This window comes from Vibrio sp. 397, from assembly GCF_033339395.1.
GTDB classification, from domain to species: Bacteria; Pseudomonadota; Gammaproteobacteria; order Enterobacterales; family Vibrionaceae; genus Vibrio; species Vibrio alginolyticus.
Genome location: NZ_JAWOUN010000018.1, coordinates 40763 through 60744, shown reverse-complemented (window position 1 = coordinate 60744; position 19982 = coordinate 40763). Strand labels below are relative to the sequence as shown.

The window sequence follows — 19982 nt, the reverse complement described above, 5'->3', positions numbered from 1 at the left end:
AAAAAATTGTCTTTGCTCTGTCCAAAGCAAGAATAAAGCCAGCTTTATATAATCATCGTGAATATTGACATTTAATCTGCATCTCGTGCAAAAGGACAAAAAGTTCTAATTTTATGCAACTTGTGTAATGAAATTACACAAGATCTCCGCATCTCATTCGCATGCCAGAAACTTTCTGTAGTTTTATTTCACAACCATTCTTAAAGTGATCTAAATCAATCACCCTAAATGGCTATCTTGCTAGACTCCTGCCAAAAGATGAGGCTTTTTTTGTGCCTCAACACAATAAGTTATTAGCTATGCTTAGGCACAGTGTCGACGTGTAACAAATCTAACAATAGCTAGCATAAGCGTGCCGCAGGATGCGGATTAACACAATTGAATGAAGAATTCATAACTTTTAAATATATGAGGAATCTATGTCAGACGCAGTTAACAAAACGCACTCTGATTCAGATATCGAGACCAAGAGCTACCGTGAGCTTCATCGTCCAGCATCTGAGTTCGCAAGCCGTTCAGACTACCTAGACCACGAACTACAAATCATGAAGCCACGTCGTTTTGGCTTGAACTTGCCAGGTCGTGACTTCCGCTTTGAGCTTGAAGACCTTGTTCCAGCACTTGCTGGTACTATCGGTATTATCGCAATGTACTCTGCGGTTATGATGTCTTGGGCTGAAGGTCTTACTGCAGCATGGGACCACGTAAACTTAGGCAAGGACTTTGCTATCGAAGTTGCGCGTGTAGAAATGCTCATCCCTGCACTTCTTTTCTGTGTACTTGCCTCTGGTTTTATTAACCCTAAAGCCAACCTAGCAGGCAACCACGGCCCAATGATCCCTCTTATTGGTACCATCGCTCTTGCTGGTGCTCACCCTCTTGCATTAGCAATTCTCATTGGTGTGTTTGGTTTGATTTTGAGCCTCTTAAAAGGTGGGTCAAAACTGGTTAACCTCACCTCTGAAGGTACGGCTGGTGGCCTTCTTATTTTCTTAGGTTTAACCGGAACCATGAGCCAAATTAACTCTATTCAAGCTTGGGCTGTTGGTTTGCAATCCGATACGGTTGCCGCTGGTAGCATGGGTTACATCGGTCTAATTGTTCTTGCGGTTACCATTGGCTTATACGCGTTCCTTGCTAAAGTGAACAAACGCTGGCTAGCGATCCCTGTTTGTGCCTTCACTGGCCTTGCAATCGCACTTGCTCTTGGCGCAGGCTTCGATATTAAATTCGTAACCGAGACAGGCCTTCCAAACCTAAATCCAATCTACTGGTGGGGTTCAACAGAAGAAGGTTGGATGCTTGGTCTTCCTAATATGGAACACTTTATCGCTTCACTACCATTCGCCATTCTTGCGGTAGCAATGTGGTCACCTGACTTCTTGGGTCACCGTATCTTCCAAGAGATGAACTACCCACGTAAGAGTGAGAAAGTGCTGATGGACGTAGATGACACAATGACAATGTGTTCCGTTCGCCAAATGGTCGGTACTGCAGTGGGTGGTGGTAACATCACATCATCTTGGGGGACTTACATGATCCCTGCTGCAATCGCGAAACGCCCTATTCCTGCTGGTGCCATCTTACTAGGCTCTCTATGTATTATTGTTGCAATCCTTGGTTTTCCTATGGACGTTGCAGTATGGCCTCCAGTTATGCGCGTTGCTCTTCTCGTTGGTGTATCTCTACCACTGCTTGAAGCTGGCATGCAGATGGTGAAGGACTCGAAAGACTCACAAGCAGCAGGTATCTGTATCTTTGGTTCTGCCGTTGTTAACCCAGTTCTAGCTTGGGCACTAACTATGCTTTTAGATAACAACGGTTTAATTGGGGATAAAGAGCGCGCGTCTCGCCTATCATTTGTAGACAAGATTGTGATCCCAGTAAGCGTACTTGTTATCTGTTTAGTTGCTATGCTTGCAGTTGGTATGCTTGAAGGCCAGTATGGCATCCAAGCTTGGCTATAAGCTAGCAGTCCAGAAATTTGTGGGTAGCGCTCGTCGCTACCCCATTTTTATCGAGATTTTTGAGGATTTATTGATTTAGTTTAAGGTTTGCAAAAAAATTTTAGTTTAACCTCTAACTGTTGCTTAAAAAGAGAAACGTTAAAACTAGTGACAATATTTATAGTTTTGTAAATCGAATACGTAAATTTAAGACTATAAATATTGTTATTCATAAGAGTGTACTGTTCCCCTCTTTTATCTGGGGATAGCTGGCTCAACGGCGAAGCAGTACGTATTTTTTTCTACTAAAAAGGTAGGTATGTCATGGCAGAGCAATTTGCTAAAGCTTGGGAAGGTTTTGCTGCAGGCGACTGGCAAAACGAAGTAAACGTTCGTGATTTCATTCAGAAGAACTACACTCCGTACGAAGGCGACGAATCTTTCCTAGTTTCTGAAGGTACTGAAGCGACTAACAAGCTTTGGGCTAAGGTAATGGAAGGCATCAAACAAGAGAACGCGACTCACGCTCCTGTTGATTTTGATACTTCAGTTATCTCTACCATCACTGCTCACGATGCAGGCTACATCGAAAAAGACCTAGAAACTATCGTAGGTCTTCAAACTGACGCTCCTCTAAAACGTGCGATCATCCCTAACGGTGGTATCCGCATGGTTGAAGGTTCATGCAAAGCCTACGACCGCGAGCTAGACCCACAAGTTAAAAAAATCTACACAGAATACCGTAAAACTCACAACCAAGGCGTTTTCGATATCTACACTCCTCAAATCATGGCGTGTCGTAAATCTGGCGTACTGACTGGTCTTCCAGATGCATACGGTCGTGGTCGTATCATCGGTGACTACCGTCGTGTTGCTCTATACGGTATTGACTTCCTAATGAAGGATAAATTCGCGCAGTTCTCTTCTCTACAAGAGCGTTTTGAGAACGGCGAAGACCTACAAATGACAATGCAGCTTCGTGAAGAGATCGCAGAGCAACACCGTGCTCTAGGTCAAATCAAAGAAATGGCTGCAAAATACGGTTGTGATATTTCTCGTCCTGCTGAAACTGCGCAAGAAGCTATTCAGTGGACTTACTTCGGTTACCTAGCTGCTGTTAAATCTCAAAACGGTGCGGCTATGTCTCTAGGTCGTACTTCTACGTTCCTAGACATCTTCATCGAACGTGATATCGCGGCTGGTAAGCTAACTGAAGAACAAGCTCAGGAAATGATCGACCACTTCGTAATGAAACTACGTATGGTTCGTTTCCTACGTACTCCTGAGTACGATGATCTATTCTCTGGCGACCCTATCTGGGCAACTGAGTCTATGGGTGGTATGGGTCTTGACGGTCGTACGCTAGTTACTCGTACAAACTTCCGTTTCCTAAACTCACTATACACTATGGGTCCTTCTCCAGAGCCAAACATCACTGTTCTTTGGTCTGAGCAACTACCTGAAGGCTTCAAGAAGTTCTGTGCGAAAGTATCTATCGATACTTCTTCTATTCAGTACGAAAATGACGACCTAATGCGTCCAGACATGAACTCTGACGACTACGCGATCGCATGTTGTGTATCTCCAATGGTTGTTGGTAAGCAAATGCAGTTCTTCGGTGCTCGTGCGAACCTTGCGAAAACAATGCTTTACACCATCAACGGTGGTGTGGATGAGAAGCTAAAAATCCAAGTTGGCCCGCAAATGCCTAAGATCGAAGGCGATGTTCTTAACTACGATGAACTGTGGGAGAAAATGGACCACTTCATGGATTGGCTAGCGAAACAATATGTGACTGCACTAAACGCTATCCACTTCATGCACGATAAGTACAGCTACGAAGCGGCGCTAATGGCTCTACACGACCGTGACGTTAAGCGTACTATGGCTTGTGGTATTGCTGGTCTATCTGTTGCAGCTGACTCACTATCTGCAATTAAATACGCAAAAGTTAAGCCAATTCGTGACGAAGACGGTCTAGCAATCGACTTCGAAATCGAAGGCGATTACCCTAAATTCGGTAACAACGACCCACGCGTTGATGACATTGCATGTGAACTTGTTTCTGTATTTATGGGCAAAATCCGTAAGCTTAAGACTTACCGTGATGCAATCCCTACTCAGTCAATTCTTACTATCACTTCAAACGTGGTTTACGGTAAGAAAACTGGTAACACGCCTGACGGTCGTCGTGCTGGTGCTCCATTTGCTCCAGGTGCAAACCCAATGCACGGTCGTGACGAGAAAGGTGCTGTAGCATCACTAACTTCAGTTGCTAAACTGCCGTTTGCTGACGCACAAGATGGTATCTCTTACACATTCTCTATCGTACCTAACGCACTAGGTAAAGATGAGGGTTCACAACGCGCTAACCTTGCTGGTCTGATGGATGGTTACTTCCACCACGAAGCGGGTATCGAAGGTGGCCAACACCTAAACGTGAACGTTCTTAACCGTGAAACTCTAGAAGACGCAGTTAAGCACCCAGAGAAATACCCTCAGCTAACAATCCGTGTATCTGGTTACGCTGTTCGCTTCAACTCTCTAACTGCAGAGCAACAAGCTGACGTAATCGCACGTACATTCACTGAGTCTCTATAAGACTATAGCGAAATAACGTTCTAGTAATACAACAAAGGCTGATGCTAAGTAGCATCAGCCTTTTTTTATTTCTTGAATGAAAGTTGTGATATCGCGAAAGACTTTTGCCCGCATTCTTACGTATGATGCGAAAAAAGTTAGCAAATAAAGTCTATGAGATTTAGTAAATTAATTATTCTTACCCTTCTTTCTCCAGTTGCAATAGCATCCACTAAGTCTACGGTTTCTTTTACCATCGACAACGATGGTATTTTTGGCGTCGATCAAGACTATACGAATGGTGTTTTCCTTTCTTACGCGACAGACCAACTGACACAAGAAAGCCAATGGAAATGGCTGAGTCTAGCTAACTCAGAGCACGCCAATATCGATAAAATAGAGTTGGTTCTTGGCCACAAAATGTGGACTCCAAGCGACATTGAAGCCGATTATCCACTAATCAATGATCGCCCATATGCCGGTTACCTACACACCGAAATCAACTACCTTTCCCTAACGAGTGACAAAGCTGTACGGTACAATTTCACCATAGGAGCTACGGGTGAAAGTTCGCTATCAGAAAAGGCGCAAGAAATCGTTCACGGCATAACAGGATCGACGGACCCTCAAGGTTGGGATTACCAGATTGAAGATAAAGTGGCGTTCAGCCTTGGTTACCGCGTATTTAACAAATTGATGCGCAGCGAAGAACAAAAAACACAATGGGAGATCACCAACATTAACGACATCAATGCGGGTAACTTCCGTAGTGATGTCTCTCAAGGCGTCATGTTTCGTTGGGGTACAAACCTAGCGAATAGCATCGGAGCCGCCAATATCAGTGTCGAAAGCCCTTTCTCAGCAAGTATGATCGCTCAGAACACGTCGAGTTGGTTCTTGTTCACCGGGTTTGAAGGTCGTTACCGCTTTAATGACATGACTATCGAAGGAGATCGTCCTGGCATTCCTGAACCGTCAGCGCCATACGACGTCACACTGCAAAATTGGCAAGCAAGTGCCGTCGCGGGAGTATCTTGGTACAACCAAAATTACGGTGCAAGCATCACCTTTACAATTAAAACACCGGATTATGAAGAAGCCCAAACCGATGTTTATGGGACAGGCTCGTTCTCCGTGTTCGCCTTTTTCTAAAAACTGGATTATCCCAGCATCGAAGTCAATCTAGATACACGGCAAGTTCTCGGGGTAGGTATTAACCACCTCGTGTTCAAGCGTTTATGCAGATTGGCTCCATCTATTTTCTTTCTTCAAATAACCTTGCCTTTAGTACCGACAAAGCTGTTTTAACCCTGCTTTTTGTAATAAAATAACAGCTAGAATTTACTAGTAATGAGAGCAAAAGATGTCAACAGCTGGTCGTATTCACTCATTTGAGTCATGTGGTACCGTAGACGGACCTGGTATTCGATTTATCGTCTTCTTGCAAGGTTGTTTAATGCGCTGTAAGTATTGCCATAACCGCGATACTTGGGACACGCATGATGGCAAAGAAGTCACGGTTGAAGAAATCATTTCCGAAGCGAAAAGTTACCGCCACTTCATGAATGCATCAGGTGGTGGCGTTACTTGTTCTGGCGGCGAAGCGATGCTTCAACCGGAATTCGTACGTGATTTTTTCCGCGCAGCTAAAACCGAAGGCATTCATACATGTCTAGATACTAACGGTTATGTTCGTAAGCACACTGATGTTATCGATGAAGTACTGGATGCAACAGACTTAGTCATGCTTGACATCAAACACATGAAAGACGAAGTGCACCAAGATCTCATCGGTGTATCCAACCGACGCACATTGGACTTTGCTCGTTACTTGCAAAAAATCGGAAAGAAAACATGGATTCGCTATGTCGTCGTGCCTGGTTACACAGATGACCCAGAAGCAGCACACATGCTTGGTGAATTTATTAAAGACATGGATAACATCGAAAAGGTCGAGTTACTTCCTTACCACAAATTAGGGGCTCATAAGTGGGAAGCGTTAGGCTTAGAATACCCACTCGAAGGCGTAAACCCGCCACCGAAAGAAACCATGGATGAAATTCAATCCATTCTTGCTCAATACAACGATAACGTAAAATACTAAGTGAACCGCAAGACTAACCTCTTTAAAATACCAGCTTATTGCTGGTATTTTTTTGATTATATCTAAGCCTTATCAGTGAGTTTCTCTGCGGTCATTTAGGTATAAAAAGAACGATAGAAATGATTGCGTCATGTTCGCATAGGAAGGAAGTAACATGGATTTGTTTAACTTAGGCTCTCTTGTTGTCTCAATTTGGATAGTAGTAGTCTACTGCCTACCAGATTGGAAAAAAGTCGTTTGGCCCAAACTGGAAAAAGAAAAAGGATTTCAGCACCTCGTTTTTGCAACGCTCTTCTTTTTCAGTATTTTATGGGCCGCTCAAGCAGGTGTAAAAGAAGGATTACAGATTCATTTTCTTGCACTAACAACGCTGACGATGATGTATGGTTGGCGCATGGCATTTATACTCAGCATTCCCGCTATGTTGGTCAACCACCTACTACATGATGTGTCCTTGCTACTCTTACCCACGTCGTTAGTTCTATCTGCCCTAATTCCGATTTTCATTAGTTACTTAGTGTTTCTTCTGAGTTACCACTACTTGCCACGAAACATTTTTGTTTTCATCTTCGTTGCTGGATTTTTCAATGGCGCGATAACAGGAAGTCTGCACCTCATCATTAACTCTTTTTATCACCTATCAGTTGGTCACTACGATTGGGAAACCATTCAACATAACTACTTTGTTTTTGTGCCGTTGCTCGCCTTTCCAGAAGGTCTATTAAATGGTATGGCACTGGCGGTTTTAACCGTATTCAAGCCAGAGTGGCTGAGAGTATTTTCAGACCGAGACTACATATACAATCATTACCATAAATAAGTGTTTTCAAACTGGTCAAAAGTGACAGTTCTTGCCATTTTTTAGTATTAAATATGTGTTGAGATCATGTTTCACTCATGTCTTAAGCGTTAACCTAAGCACATTAAAAATGTATTAGATATCTAGTGAGGTCACCATGGAAATGTCAAACGCTCAACGTTTGATTCTATCAAACCAATACAACCTTATGTCTCAACTTGATCCAAGTAATGCGGCCAAATACAAACGCTTACAAACGATCGTTGAACGTGGTTATGAACTACAAATGCGAGAGTTGAACAAAGATTTCGGCTGCCTCTCAGAAGCAGAATGTCGTGAGATCATCGACGTTATGGAGATGTATCATGCGATGCAAGAATCTTACAACATGCTAGACGATGAAGACCGCAGCAACGTAGATCAGCGCCGCTTGAAGTTCTTGGGATTTGATATCGCTTCAGAAGCGCAACAAGTACATTACGTACGTTTTCTCATCGATTCTGAAGGTTTGTACCCTCAGTTTGACAAGGCAGATCATCACTTTAACAGCCAAATGCCGATGCTAGATAAATACCGCCGTATGCTGCAAACTTGGCGTAACTGCCCTCGTCAGTATCATTTATGTGAAAACGAACTAGCGCAAATCTTCAGCGCATAAAATGGTCGTCTAAGAATGAGGAGAGCGCCCGCTCTCCTTGTTATTTACCCTGTCACAAACTTATCTAAGACTTTGCTCTCTTCCTACCTCTTTCACTTACCTTGCTCAATGTAGAACAACGAATCACTGAGACTCTTCTGTCTTTGCCAAATATTTGATTTCTATTGCACCTATTCACGACATAAATTCGTCCTTAATAAAAGAGTGATTCAAATGTCACTTTTACAATAAATTCATAATTGTTAAGCAAAATTGCAAATCCCCGACTAGGCTTAAGTAGAGAAAGGCTGTGATTGAAAAATTCATATCCACCGCTCACCGTTGTAACGAAAAAACCGTCCATAAAGCAAAGTCTTTGGTGTCGCCAATCTTACATTCTGTACGAACCAAATGTGATAACAGGACGTATATTCAAACAACAACGAGCATAACTGTTGGTGGAAAGCCTGAATCAACGTTCGTCGGTAGACTGACTATTAAAGGGGAAAGCGACATGAGTATTTTCGACCACTATCAATCAAGATATGAAGCTGCAAAAGATGAAGAGATGTCGTTACAGGAGTTTTTAGCCCTGTGTAAAGATGACAAAAGCGCTTATGCTAATGCAGCAGAACGCCTACTGATGGCGATTGGTGAACCAGAGATAATCGATACGGCAAAGGATCCGAGACTAAGCCGAATCTTCTCGAATCGTGTTATCTCTCGTTATGAAACCTTTAAAGACTTTTATGGCATGGAAGATGCCATAGAACAAATTGTGTCTTACCTAAAACATGCGGCGCAAGGCCTAGAAGAGCGTAAGCAGATTCTTTACTTACTCGGCCCTGTAGGTGGCGGTAAGTCTTCGCTTGCAGAAAAGCTTAAGGCTCTGATGGAACAGATGCCTATTTATGTTCTTACTGCTAACGGCGAACGCAGCCCAGTGAATGACCATCCATTCTGCCTATTCAAAGCCACAGAAGATGGCGATATTTTGAAAAAAGAATATGGCATTGAGCACCGTTATCTTCGCTCGATCATGTCTCCTTGGGCCGCTAAACGTCTTCACGAGTTTGGTGGTGATATCACCAAATTTAAAGTAGTGAAAGTACGCCCTTCTATCCTTGACCAAATCGGTATTGCCAAAACTGAACCAGGCGATGAAAACAACCAAGATATCTCATCATTGGTTGGTAAAGTCGATATTCGTAAGCTTGAACACTATTCGCAAGACGATCCAGACGCTTACAGCTACTCCGGTGCGCTGTGTAAAGCAAACCAAGGTTTAATGGAATTCGTTGAGATGTTCAAAGCACCAATCAAAGTGCTTCACCCGCTGTTAACAGCAACGCAAGAAGGCAACTTCAACGGTACAGAAGGCCTTTCTGCGATTCCATTCGACGGTATGATTCTGGCTCACTCAAACGAATCTGAGTGGCAGACCTTCCGTAACAACAAGAACAATGAAGCGTTCTTGGACCGTGTTTATATTGTGAAAGTACCTTACTGTCTACGTGTTTCAGAAGAAGTCAAAATCTACCAAAAACTTCTTGAAAACAGTGAGTTGTCTCAAGCCCCTTGTTCACCAAGCACGCTCGAGACTCTGGCACAATTCAGTATTCTTTCTAGACTTAAAGAGCCTGAGAACTCGTCCATCTTCTCTAAGATGCGCGTATACGACGGTGAAACGCTGAAAGATACGGATCCAAAGGCAAAAAGCTATCAAGAGTATCGTGATTATGCTGGTGTCGATGAAGGCATGAACGGTCTTTCAACACGTTTTGCCTTTAAGATTTTGTCACGCGTATTTAACTTCGACCAAACCGAAGTGGCAGCCAACCCTGTACATCTATTCTATGTGATTGAACAACAGGTTGAGCGCGAACAGTTCCCTGCTGAAACAGCAGAGAAATATCTCGAGTTCTTAAAAGGCTACCTAGTACCTCGATACGTTGAATTTATCGGTAAAGAGATTCAGACCGCTTATCTTGAGTCTTACTCTGAGTACGGCCAAAACATCTTCGACCGATATGTCACCTATGCAGACTTCTGGATTCAAGACCAAGAGTACCGAGATCCAGAAACCGGTCAGCTATTTGATCGCTCTTCACTGAATGCAGAGCTAGAAAAGATCGAAAAAACAGCTGGTATTTCTAACCCGAAAGATTTCCGAAACGAAATCGTTAACTTTGTGCTTCGTGCGAAAGCGAATAACAATGGTCAAAACCCGGTTTGGACCAGCTACGAAAAACTGCGCACAGTAATCGAGAAGAAAATGTTCTCCAATACCGAAGAGCTACTTCCGGTTATCTCATTTAATGCGAAAACCTCTTCTGAAGATCAGAAGAAGCACGACGACTTTGTCGCTCGCATGATGGAAAAAGGCTATACCGAGAAACAGGTTCGCCTACTTTCTGAGTGGTACCTACGAGTACGTAAGTCATCCTAACCCAGTATTGAGTTAGGTCGCTTGTGAAACATGAAGAGGGCTATTTCATGGCGCAATTTATAGACCGAAGGCTCAATGGCAAGAACAAGAGCGCTGTTAATCGACAGCGCTTCTTGAAGCGCCACAAAGAGCAAATAAAAGAGTCGGTAGCAGACGCAGTGAATCGACGCTCGATTACGAATACGGAAACGGGCGAAGACGTCTCTATCCCTCACAAAGACATCAATGAGCCTATATTTCATCAAGGCAAAGGTGGTGTTCGCGAACGAGTTCATCCCGGTAACGATCAATTCATTACTGGTGATAAAATTGAGCGTCCCAAAGGTGGCGGTCAAGGTAGCGGCTCTGGAGAAGGGAACGCCAGTCCAGATGGAGAAGGCCAAGACGAATTTGTATTCCAAATATCAAAAGATGAGTACCTCGATATTTTGTTCGAAGATCTCGAGCTGCCTAATCTAGAAAAAAACCAAATTGCCAAAATCACTGAATGGAAAACACACCGTGCAGGCTTTCAAACTGCCGGTATCCCTTCCAATATCGCCGTAGTACGTTCTCTGCAACAATCTCTTGCGCGCCGTACTGCAATGACTGCTGGTAAGAAACGACTTCTTAAAGAGTTAGAAGACGAACTTGCTCGCATCAAAAATATTGAACCTGCTCAGCAGTTTGAAGAGAACCGCTTGAAGGCTGAAATTGAAGAACTGCGCAAGAAAATCGAAAGCGTGCCGTTCATCGATACCTTCGACTTACGCTTCAAGAACTATGAGAAACGCCCGGTACCATCAAGCCAAGCGGTCATGTTCTGTCTAATGGACGTATCCGGTTCGATGGACCAGGCAACGAAAGACATCGCAAAACGCTTCTATGTTCTTTTGTACTTGTTCTTAACTCGTACCTACGAGAATGTCGAAGTCGTCTTTATCCGCCACCATACCCAAGCGAAGGAAGTGGACGAGCACGAATTTTTCTATTCACAAGAAACCGGGGGTACCATTGTATCTAGCGCGCTCAAGTTAATGGATGAAATAGTAAAAGAGCGATACCCGATTGGTCAGTGGAACATATATGCAGCTCAAGCATCCGACGGTGACAACTGGGCAGATGATTCGCCAAGATGCCGGGATCTGTTAGTGAACAAATTACTTCCAAACTGTCAGTACTACTCTTACATAGAGATCACACGGCGCTCGCACCAAACTCTATGGCATGAGTACGAAAAACTCACTGAAGAGTTTCCTAATTTCGCAATGAAAAACATTCGCTCTGTGGAGGATATTTTCCCAGTCTTTCGTGAACTATTCCAAAAAGAAACGGCGTAAGGAGGCTAGCGATGAATACCGCAACGAGAAACCTCTCAGGAGAGGCGCCTAAGAAGCGTAACAGTAAAGTGTTGCCAGATGGACCAGATTGGACATTTGAGCTGTTAGAGCGATACCACAAAGAAATTAAGCGTGTCGCGGAGCATTATCGCCTAGACACTTACCCTAACCAAATAGAAGTGATTACTTCAGAACAGATGATGGATGCCTACTCAAGTATCGGCATGCCAATCAATTACAACCACTGGTCATTTGGTAAAAAATTCATTCAAACAGAGCAGAACTATAAACATGGTCAAATGGGGTTAGCCTACGAGATTGTGATTAACTCCGACCCTTGTATTGCTTATTTGATGGAAGAAAATACGGTAACAATGCAAGCACTCGTTATAGCGCACGCGTGTTACGGCCATAACTCTTTTTTCAAAGGTAATTACCTATTCCAAACGTGGACTGACGCCAGCTCTATTATCGACTATCTGCTGTTCGCCAAAAAGTATTTAGCCGAGTGTGAAGAACGATATGGCGTAAAAGAAGTGGAAAAACTGCTCGACTCTTGTCACGCGTTAATGAACTTTGGTGTAGACCGCTACAAGCGTCCAGAGAAAATCTCAATTACAGAGGAAAAAGCAAGACAAGAAGAACGCGAAGCATACCTACAATCTCAAGTTAATGAGCTTTGGCGCACGGTACCAACAGCCAAGACGAAAGAGGAAGACATTAAAGAGCGATTCCCAAGCGAGCCTCAGGAAAACTTGCTCTACTTCTTCGAAAAACATGCGCCGTTGCTAGAGCCGTGGCAACGTGAAGTTGTTCGGATCGTCCGTAAGATCAGTCAGTATTTTTATCCGCAAAAACAAACGCAAGTCATGAATGAGGGCTGGGCAACGTTCTGGCACTATACCATACTCAACCATCTTTATGATGAGGGCTTGGTGTCTGAAAAGTTCATTCTAGAGTTCTTACATAGCCACACCAGTGTCGTGGCTCAGCCGCCTTATAACAGTCCTTACTTTAATGGCATTAACCCCTACGCGTTAGGCTTTGCCATGTTCCGAGATATTAAGCGTATCTGCGAAGAACCAACTGATGAGGACAAGGAGTGGTTTCCAGACCTAGCAGGAACCGACTGGTTAGATGCAGTGCATTTCGCGATGCATAATTTCAAAGATGAAAGCTTTATTAGCCAATACCTTTCTCCGAAATTAATGCGTGATTTCAAGCTGTTTGCGATCAACGATGATGATCATAAGAACTTTATTGAAGTCGCTGCTATACACGATGAGATGGGTTATAAACGCATTAGAGAAACCTTAGCCGCTCAGTATAACTTATCTAATCTTGAGCCAAACATTCAGGTGTTCAATGTCGATGTCCGTGGTGATCGATCGCTTACGTTGCAGTACGTTCCTCACAACCGCATCCCACTTGATGATAGTTACGAAGAAGTTCTAAAGCACGTGTATCGATTATGGGGCTTTGATGTCATTCTCCAAGAAGTGAAAGACACCGGTCACCGGGAGGTGTTAGCGACCTGCCCTAAACGGAACCAATACGACACTAACATTTAACTAATACCGCGATACAAGTAAAACAAAAAGGCTCCTAATTCAGGAGCCTTGTTTATTCTTAAATCTATATGAGCATTTGTTACGCTTGCTTCTCAACAATCGCGCGCACGGCTTCTAGGTCTTCGGGCGTATCAACCCCTGCCGCTGGTGCTTCTTTCGCTACCGCCACATGAATTTTTTCACCGTACCAAAGCACTCGCAGTTGCTCAAGACACTCAATCTGCTCTAATGCACTTGGTGCCCAGTTGACATACGTATTAATGAAACCAGCTCGATAAGCATAAATACCAATATGACGCATTAATGGGTTGGCAATAGTTTTGTCTTGTTTAGCAAAGTTATCGCGATCCCAAGGGATGGTTGCTCGACTAAAGTACAACGCATAGCCTTGCTCATCTGCGACAACTTTAACAGCGTTCGGGTTGAACACTTCCTCTTCCGAGTCTATCTCTACAGCTAACGTCGCCATCGGGGCTTCACACCCTGATAAGTTATCAGCAACCTGACGAATGATGGACGGCGGAATCAAAGGCTCATCCCCTTGCACATTAACAATAATGTGGTCTGACGGAATAGCCATCTTTTCAACAACTTCTGCAAGACGCTCCGTACCTGATTCGTGGTGGGGAGAGGTCATACAAACTTTACCACCAAATGACGAAACCGCTTTCGCAACACGCTCGTCATCAGTTGCAACGATGACATCTTCCGCACCCGCTTGTAGCGCTTGTTCATAAACCCACTGAACCATAGCCTTACCACCAATATCCGCTAGCGGTTTACCAGGCAAACGGCTCGATGCATAGCGCGAAGGGATGACAACCGTAAAAGACATTAGCGTACCTCATCCATGCTCATAGTGCGAGCTTCAGGCTCTAGCAGAACTGGAATACCCTCTTTGATCGGGTAAGCAAGGCGATCCAATTTGCAGATCAACTCTTGATTATCTTTATCGTACGTCAGCTTACCTTTGCAAACAGGGCAAGCTACAATCTCAAGTAGACGGTGATCCATAAGCCGCTTTAACCTCTTTTATTCTATTTAAAATTTGCTCTGCATCGTTTGATTCAAACTGGGCAGATACAGGCAGATACCACCAATTATCTTGCGCATAATGGCTGCACTTGACGGCATCTTTCTCGGTCATAATCACATTGGCACCTTGTTGAGCCAATGCTTCTAATTCTTGTTGGTTAAAGTCTTGATGGTCAGCAAAACCTTTTGTGACTTTAACATCTGCGTTCATCGAGTTTAGTGTATGAAAAAATCGTGGTGGATGCCCAATCCCTGCAAATGCCACTAGCTCTTTTAACTCAGAAACTTCAACAAGTTGCTTAGTCTTGAGGTTAATGGCTTTAGATGGCGCTAAAGTCATTGCGATTTCGCCCGTATGTGTTTGACCGCCATTGGTGATGATAAAATCGACTTCAGCAAGACGCTCGACCCCTTCACGAAGTGGGCCAAGCGGAATGAGGCTTTCATTCCCAAACCGGCGGTTCCCATCCACAATCACTAACTCAATATCACGGCCTAACGCATAATGTTGCAACCCATCGTCCGTAATAATGATATCCACACCTGACTCGAGCAGTGCTTTCACTGCATTTACACGCACCGGGTCTACCGCAACAGGTGCTCCTGTGCGGCGATGAATCAACTTAGGTTCATCACCACAATGTTTCGCAGGCGTATCTTCTTTTAGCACTAACGGATAGGCAGGAGCCTTTGCCCCATAACCACGAGAAACAACCCCCGGCTTAAAGCCCATTTGCTGTAGTTGCTCAACAAGCCACACAACAACTGGTGTTTTACCATTGCCACCAGCAGTGATATTGCCAACCACAACAACAGGTATAGGCGCATTATAAGCTTGCTTGCGGCCAGTTTGGTATTGCTTTCGCTTTGACTTGCTTATCGCTCCAAATAATAAACTCAGTGGCCACAAAAGCGGCCACAAGAGATATTTTATTGGATGGTTTTCAAACCAGATTTTTTCAATCACCGCGCTTATTCACCAAACTGAATACGGTGCAATTGTGCATACGCACCATTTTTATCAATAAGCTCAGCGTGGTTGCCACGTTCAATGATGGCACCATCATCAACCACAAGAATTTCATCGGCTTTCTCGATTGTGGATAAGCGGTGCGCTATTACAAGTACCGTTTTGTCTTTTTGCAGCTCATCAAGTGCAGCTTGAATAGCTCGCTCGGATTCGGTATCCAAAGCCGAAGTTGCCTCATCAAGAATCAGCACTGGAGCATCACGCAATAGAGCTCGCGCAATCGCAACACGTTGGCGTTGACCACCAGACAAGCTAGCACCATTTTCACCAATCATTGTATCAAGTCCATCATCCATTTTGCCGATGAACTCCATCGCATGCGCGAGTGTTGCCGCTTTCTCGATATCACTGCGCTCATATTGGCCATCCGTTGCGTACGCAATATTGTTTGCTATCGTGTCATTAAACAAATGAACATTTTGCGATACTAGTGCAAATTGCTGACGTAAATTCTTTAGCTCGTAATCACGAATATCATGCCCATCTAATGTGATAGAGCCACTGTCAACATCATAGAAGCGGTTGAACAAGTTCGCGATGGTACTTTTACCTGAGCCAGAACGGCCAACTAGCGCCACCGTTTTTCCTCTTGGAATATCGAAGCTGACATTTTCCAATGCTGGTTTTTCTGCACCAGTGTAAGTAAAGCTTACGTTTTTAACTGAAACATCGCCATTTGCGCGTTCAACTGTCAACTTACCTTCGTTTTTCTCAGGCTCGAGGTCAATTAACGCGAAGAGCGTTTGGCTCGCGGCCATACCACGTTGGAACTGAGAAGTAACGTTAGTCAGCGCTTTAAGTGGGCGCATCAGACCAAACATTGCAGAGAAGACAACAGTAAATGTACCTGGAGTCAGTTGCTCTTTAATCGAATCAATACTTGCTAAATAAAGAACGGCAACAATTGCAAGTGATGCAATCATTTGGATGATAGGGTTAGCCGCCGCTTGAGCCGTCACCAACTTCATGCTTTGTTGACGCATTTGGTTGCTGACTTTTTCAAATCGTTTACGTTCGATGTCTTGGCCGCCATAGCTCAACACAACTTTATGGCCTTTCAGCATCTGCTCTGCTGATGCAGTTACGTTACCCATCATGGTCTGCATATTTTTGGATATTTTTCTAAAACGTTTAGAAACAACACCAATACCCCATGCCACAACGGGAGCAACAGCAAACAGCACTAGCGACAATTGCCAGCTGTTGTAAAACATCAAGACTAACAGACCAATGATACTTGCGCCTTCACGCACAATGCTCACCAACGCTTGGCTAGTTGCCGCTGATACTTGCTCTGAGTCGTAGGTTATACGCGACAATAAATTGCCCGTCTTTTCCTTATCAAAGTAAGACACTGGCATATGCATAAAGTGATTGAACACCATGCGACGGACTTGCATAACTACGTTGCCAGATACCCAGCTCAAACAGTAGGTGGAGACAAATCCACTTATGCCACGGATGAACATCATGGCAAAAATAATCAATGGAAGCGTGCGTAAAAAATCAGATTCAGCGTTCCCAAAACCTTCATCGAGTAGTGGTTTTAGCAGGGAAATCATATAGGTATCTGATATGGCATTAATAACTAATGCAATGACTGCAACGACAAGACCTGACTTATAAAGGCGAATAAATTGCCATAGACGCTTAAACGTCTGCCAAGTCGTTTCATCAGTATTTATCGACATAGAAGTGCTTTATTTTCTTACATTAAGACTCTCATTCTACTCCCTTACGCAGCATCTGCCTATACCAAGGCTCAAATGTATCGCTACGTTTGGTTTCTGAGCGCCAATTATCACGGTGAATAAAGAAGCTTACCTGACCACCCTCACCAGTATCAAGCCAAGTAATGCCAAGCTTTCGGTATGAAGCAACGACATTTTCCGCTGGCATTCCCCATCGATTGTTTTTTGCTAAAGAAGCAACTGCCACACTCGGGCTCACCGCCTCAATAAATCGAGGATTCGATGAACTTTTACTCCCGTGGTGAGGGACTAGCATCACATCGCTTTGTAACTTTCCAGGTTCTCTAAGCAAAATCCACTCGCTAATGGCCTCAATATCACCAGTAAAAAGCATACTAAAGTTAGAAATAGGGTCAGTAAGTCGTAATACACAGGAGTGCGGATTATACGCACGTTGAACAAGTGCAGGAGGCCAGAGCACTTCCATGTTTAATCCTTGCCATTTCCATTGGTCGCCTCTAGTGCAAGGCTCATATTCGATAAAGAATTGACTACTAAGTTTACGCTGTGGAGAAAAGGCATCTTCAATGAAAAAGCGGCCGCCTGCGTGATCATTATCGGAATGGCTTAGAATCAGTGTATCTATGCTTTCATAACCTCGTTGATGCAAAACCGGAGTGACGACCTGCTCTGCGATACTGCCGCTTTGCCATGCTTTACCAGTGTCATACAGCAACACCTTGTCGTCTTTTTCTACAACCACTGCAAGGCCATGACCTACATCTAATACATCGATACGCCAATGCGGTTCATACTCCGCTGCAAACTTGATACTAATAACGATGCCGAGTAACAAATACCATGCGTACTGAGACATGAACCGTTGAAATATTAAGCAAACCACTATCACCATAACCAGCATTGTCATTTCCATGCTAATGGGTTGCCAAGAACCTACTGCGTACTGTATTGACGTGCTCAATGGCTGTAATGACCAGTCCACCAAATGCCACAGAGGCTTCGCTATCATTTCAAGAAACAAAGATGAGAACAGGGCTAGAAACATCAAAGGTACAACGATAAATCCGAACCAAGGAATAAATACCAAGTTGTAGGCTATTGAGGACAAACTAAAACCGGAGAAGAAATGGCCACTAACAGGTACGATTAAAGCGCTCAACATCAATTGAGTAAGCAATAACGCTTTTAATCGCGCTTTCCAACCTCCCCTTTGATGTCGAATCAAATTAATTGCGAACAATACCGCACAAACGGAGAGGTACGATAACCAAAAGCTCATACTGTAGGATGCAAAAGGTTGGACAAGCAGTTGTAGAGATACTGCAAGCAAAAGAACTCGCCAAGAAGTCCAGTGCACCAGAGTATACTTCAGGAGAACGTAAACAACGCATACCGACACTGCTCGCGTAGTAGGCAGAGAGAAATCCGCTAACCAAGCGTAGGCAACAGCGAAGATCAGCCCATATAAGCTAGGTAACAACTGGTATTGGGGTAATAGATAACGAACGCTACCGCCCACGACTAGCCCAAAAGTAAACGCCATACCAATATGTAAACCAGAAATGGAGACCAAATGCAGTAAACCACTGTCCCTGAGCGCTTGCCAATCTTCCTTAGACAACCAAGAACGATCAGCAAAAACTAACGCACTTATTAACGAGCAATGATGAAGGGAAGACACATCATCAGCGACATCGGCAATAATGGATTGACGCAGAGATACATTAGAACGAACAATCCACTGAGCGTCTTTGTTAACAACCGATCGGGCGATAATATTTTTACCCATCGCGTGCTTTTCAGCATCAAAGCCAGCTTCGTTGCGTAGACCTGTAATCGGCTTTAACGTGATGGATGTCGTAAACTCACTGTTAACATCGAGTGGAAAAGGCGTAATAAGACGGATTTTAGGTTTAAGAAAAGGTAACAGAGTTTGAGAATTTACCGCTTCTATAGCGACAATACCTTCATAACCGTGACTTATTTGCGTAAAAGGGCTGTCAACTTTACCAATTATGGTAATATTCTCCCCTGCTTGAAAAAGGGCTTGTCTCTGAGACTCCAATACATTGCCGTGGACGATGACAACCATAAAGCCCGCAATTGCGCCTATGCTAATTAAGCCACGACGTAATTTGATTATTGAGCCAGTGGTTATTATTCCCAGCAGCAACCAACGCCAATCTGGTATTGTCGGCCACCAAGCCGACGAGATTACGCTCGCTACAAATAACGCCAAGGTCCAACTTTTTTCTGAGAGAGTCATGCTGTCCTATGCCTAGAAAGCTGATAAAACGCTTCATGCCAGATCATGAATTGATCAAACGCCAAAAAGCATTGAAGGTCTTCGGCAATGTGTTGTACAACCCGAACTTGTGGTGCTTAAACCGCCGCTCGGCATCAGGTGCTTTTGCTGTCGGGTTATTTATGGCTTTTGTTCCGCTGCCGAGCCAAATGATCATGGCCGCTGGCTTGGCCATTATGTTGGGTGTCAATCTGCCCCTCTCCGTCGCTTTGGTATGGATCAGCAACCCTATCACTATGCCTGTGCTATTTTACTTTGCGTACAAGCTAGGTGCTCTAGTGATGCGGCTTCCCCCGCAACCTTTTCACTTTGAACTATCGTGGGAATTCATCATGCAGCAAATGAGCACCATTGGACCTCCATTTCTATTGGGCTGCGCAATTTGTGGGGTTGTATCCGCGATTATTGGCTACTTCGGAATTCGAGGGCTTTGGCGCTACTCAGTGGTACGGAGCTGGCAAAAACGCAAAATAAGATAAGACCTTACCGCGTAAA

The 19982-nt window shown here is 44.0% G+C and carries 15 protein-coding genes; 10 read left to right on the top strand and 5 right to left on the bottom strand.

Annotated features, from left to right (window positions below; all coding sequences use genetic code 11):
• Window positions 1-419 precede the first annotated feature (419 nt).
• The 9 genes from R7P36_RS21180 (at window position 420) to R7P36_RS21140 (ending at window position 13405) form a co-directional block, all read left to right on the top strand.
• Entirely contained in the window at window positions 420-1967 is a 1548-nt protein-coding gene (locus R7P36_RS21180; RefSeq protein ID WP_005378441.1) for a DUF3360 family protein, read from the top strand.
• 303 nt (window positions 1968-2270) lie between these two features.
• Window positions 2271-4547, top strand: coding sequence for a formate C-acetyltransferase (pflB, locus tag R7P36_RS21175; RefSeq protein WP_005378442.1), 2277 nt, complete (start codon window positions 2271-2273; stop codon window positions 4545-4547).
• Between the two features lie 153 nt (window positions 4548-4700).
• The gene (locus R7P36_RS21170) at window positions 4701-5678 is read left to right on the top strand and encodes a lipid A deacylase LpxR family protein (protein ID WP_005387855.1); all 978 of its coding nucleotides are present in this window, start codon (window positions 4701-4703) and stop codon (window positions 5676-5678) included.
• A 211-nt stretch (window positions 5679-5889) separates the two neighbouring features.
• Entirely contained in the window at window positions 5890-6630 is a 741-nt protein-coding gene (pflA, locus tag R7P36_RS21165; protein WP_005387854.1) for a pyruvate formate lyase 1-activating protein, read from the top strand.
• Between the two features lie 154 nt (window positions 6631-6784).
• Window positions 6785-7450 (top strand): energy-coupling factor ABC transporter permease, encoded by a 666-nt coding sequence (locus tag R7P36_RS21160; protein ID WP_104978939.1) that lies wholly within the window; start codon window positions 6785-6787, stop codon window positions 7448-7450.
• Between the two features lie 136 nt (window positions 7451-7586).
• A complete protein-coding gene (locus R7P36_RS21155) occupies window positions 7587-8087 on the top strand; it encodes a YfbU family protein (protein WP_005378446.1) in 501 nt (166 codons plus the stop codon).
• A 493-nt stretch (window positions 8088-8580) separates the two neighbouring features.
• Window positions 8581-10515: a PrkA family serine protein kinase gene (locus R7P36_RS21150; protein ID WP_005378447.1), complete on the top strand. Its 1935-nt coding sequence runs from the start codon at window positions 8581-8583 to the stop codon at window positions 10513-10515.
• A 47-nt stretch (window positions 10516-10562) separates the two neighbouring features.
• A complete protein-coding gene (locus R7P36_RS21145) occupies window positions 10563-11834 on the top strand; it encodes a YeaH/YhbH family protein (protein ID WP_005378448.1) in 1272 nt (423 codons plus the stop codon).
• Window positions 11835-11845: 11 nt separating this feature from the next.
• Window positions 11846-13405, top strand: coding sequence for a SpoVR family protein (locus R7P36_RS21140; RefSeq protein ID WP_005378449.1), 1560 nt, complete (start codon window positions 11846-11848; stop codon window positions 13403-13405).
• A gap of 79 nt (window positions 13406-13484) precedes the next feature.
• Here the strand turns inward: R7P36_RS21140 and kdsB are convergent, their stop codons facing one another.
• The 5 genes from kdsB to R7P36_RS21115 are packed head-to-tail and all read right to left on the bottom strand — an operon-like array spanning window position 13485 to window position 19448.
• Window positions 13485-14240 carry a 3-deoxy-manno-octulosonate cytidylyltransferase gene (gene kdsB / locus R7P36_RS21135; RefSeq protein WP_213899468.1) on the bottom strand — a complete coding sequence of 252 codons (756 nt, stop codon included), beginning with the start codon at window positions 14238-14240 and terminating at the stop codon, window positions 13485-13487.
• A complete protein-coding gene (locus R7P36_RS21130) occupies window positions 14240-14419 on the bottom strand; it encodes a Trm112 family protein (RefSeq protein ID WP_213899469.1) in 180 nt (59 codons plus the stop codon). The genes kdsB and R7P36_RS21130 overlap by 1 nt, the downstream gene beginning before the upstream one ends.
• Entirely contained in the window at window positions 14400-15407 is a 1008-nt protein-coding gene (lpxK, locus tag R7P36_RS21125) for a tetraacyldisaccharide 4'-kinase (RefSeq protein WP_213899470.1), read from the bottom strand. The genes R7P36_RS21130 and lpxK overlap by 20 nt, the downstream gene beginning before the upstream one ends.
• A 5-nt stretch (window positions 15408-15412) precedes the next feature.
• Window positions 15413-17161, bottom strand: coding sequence for a lipid A ABC transporter ATP-binding protein/permease MsbA (gene msbA, locus R7P36_RS21120; protein ID WP_213891600.1), 1749 nt, complete (start codon window positions 17159-17161; stop codon window positions 15413-15415).
• A 31-nt stretch (window positions 17162-17192) separates the two neighbouring features.
• The gene (locus tag R7P36_RS21115; protein ID WP_213899471.1) at window positions 17193-19448 is read right to left on the bottom strand and encodes a DNA internalization-related competence protein ComEC/Rec2; all 2256 of its coding nucleotides are present in this window, start codon (window positions 19446-19448) and stop codon (window positions 17193-17195) included.
• An 8-nt stretch (window positions 19449-19456) separates the two neighbouring features.
• Here R7P36_RS21115 and R7P36_RS21110 point away from each other — a divergent pair, with 8 nt between their 5' ends.
• Complete coding sequence (locus tag R7P36_RS21110; protein WP_005387834.1) at window positions 19457-19966, top strand: DUF2062 domain-containing protein; 510 nt, start codon at window positions 19457-19459, stop codon at window positions 19964-19966.
• The last annotated feature ends 16 nt before the right edge of the window (window positions 19967-19982 follow it).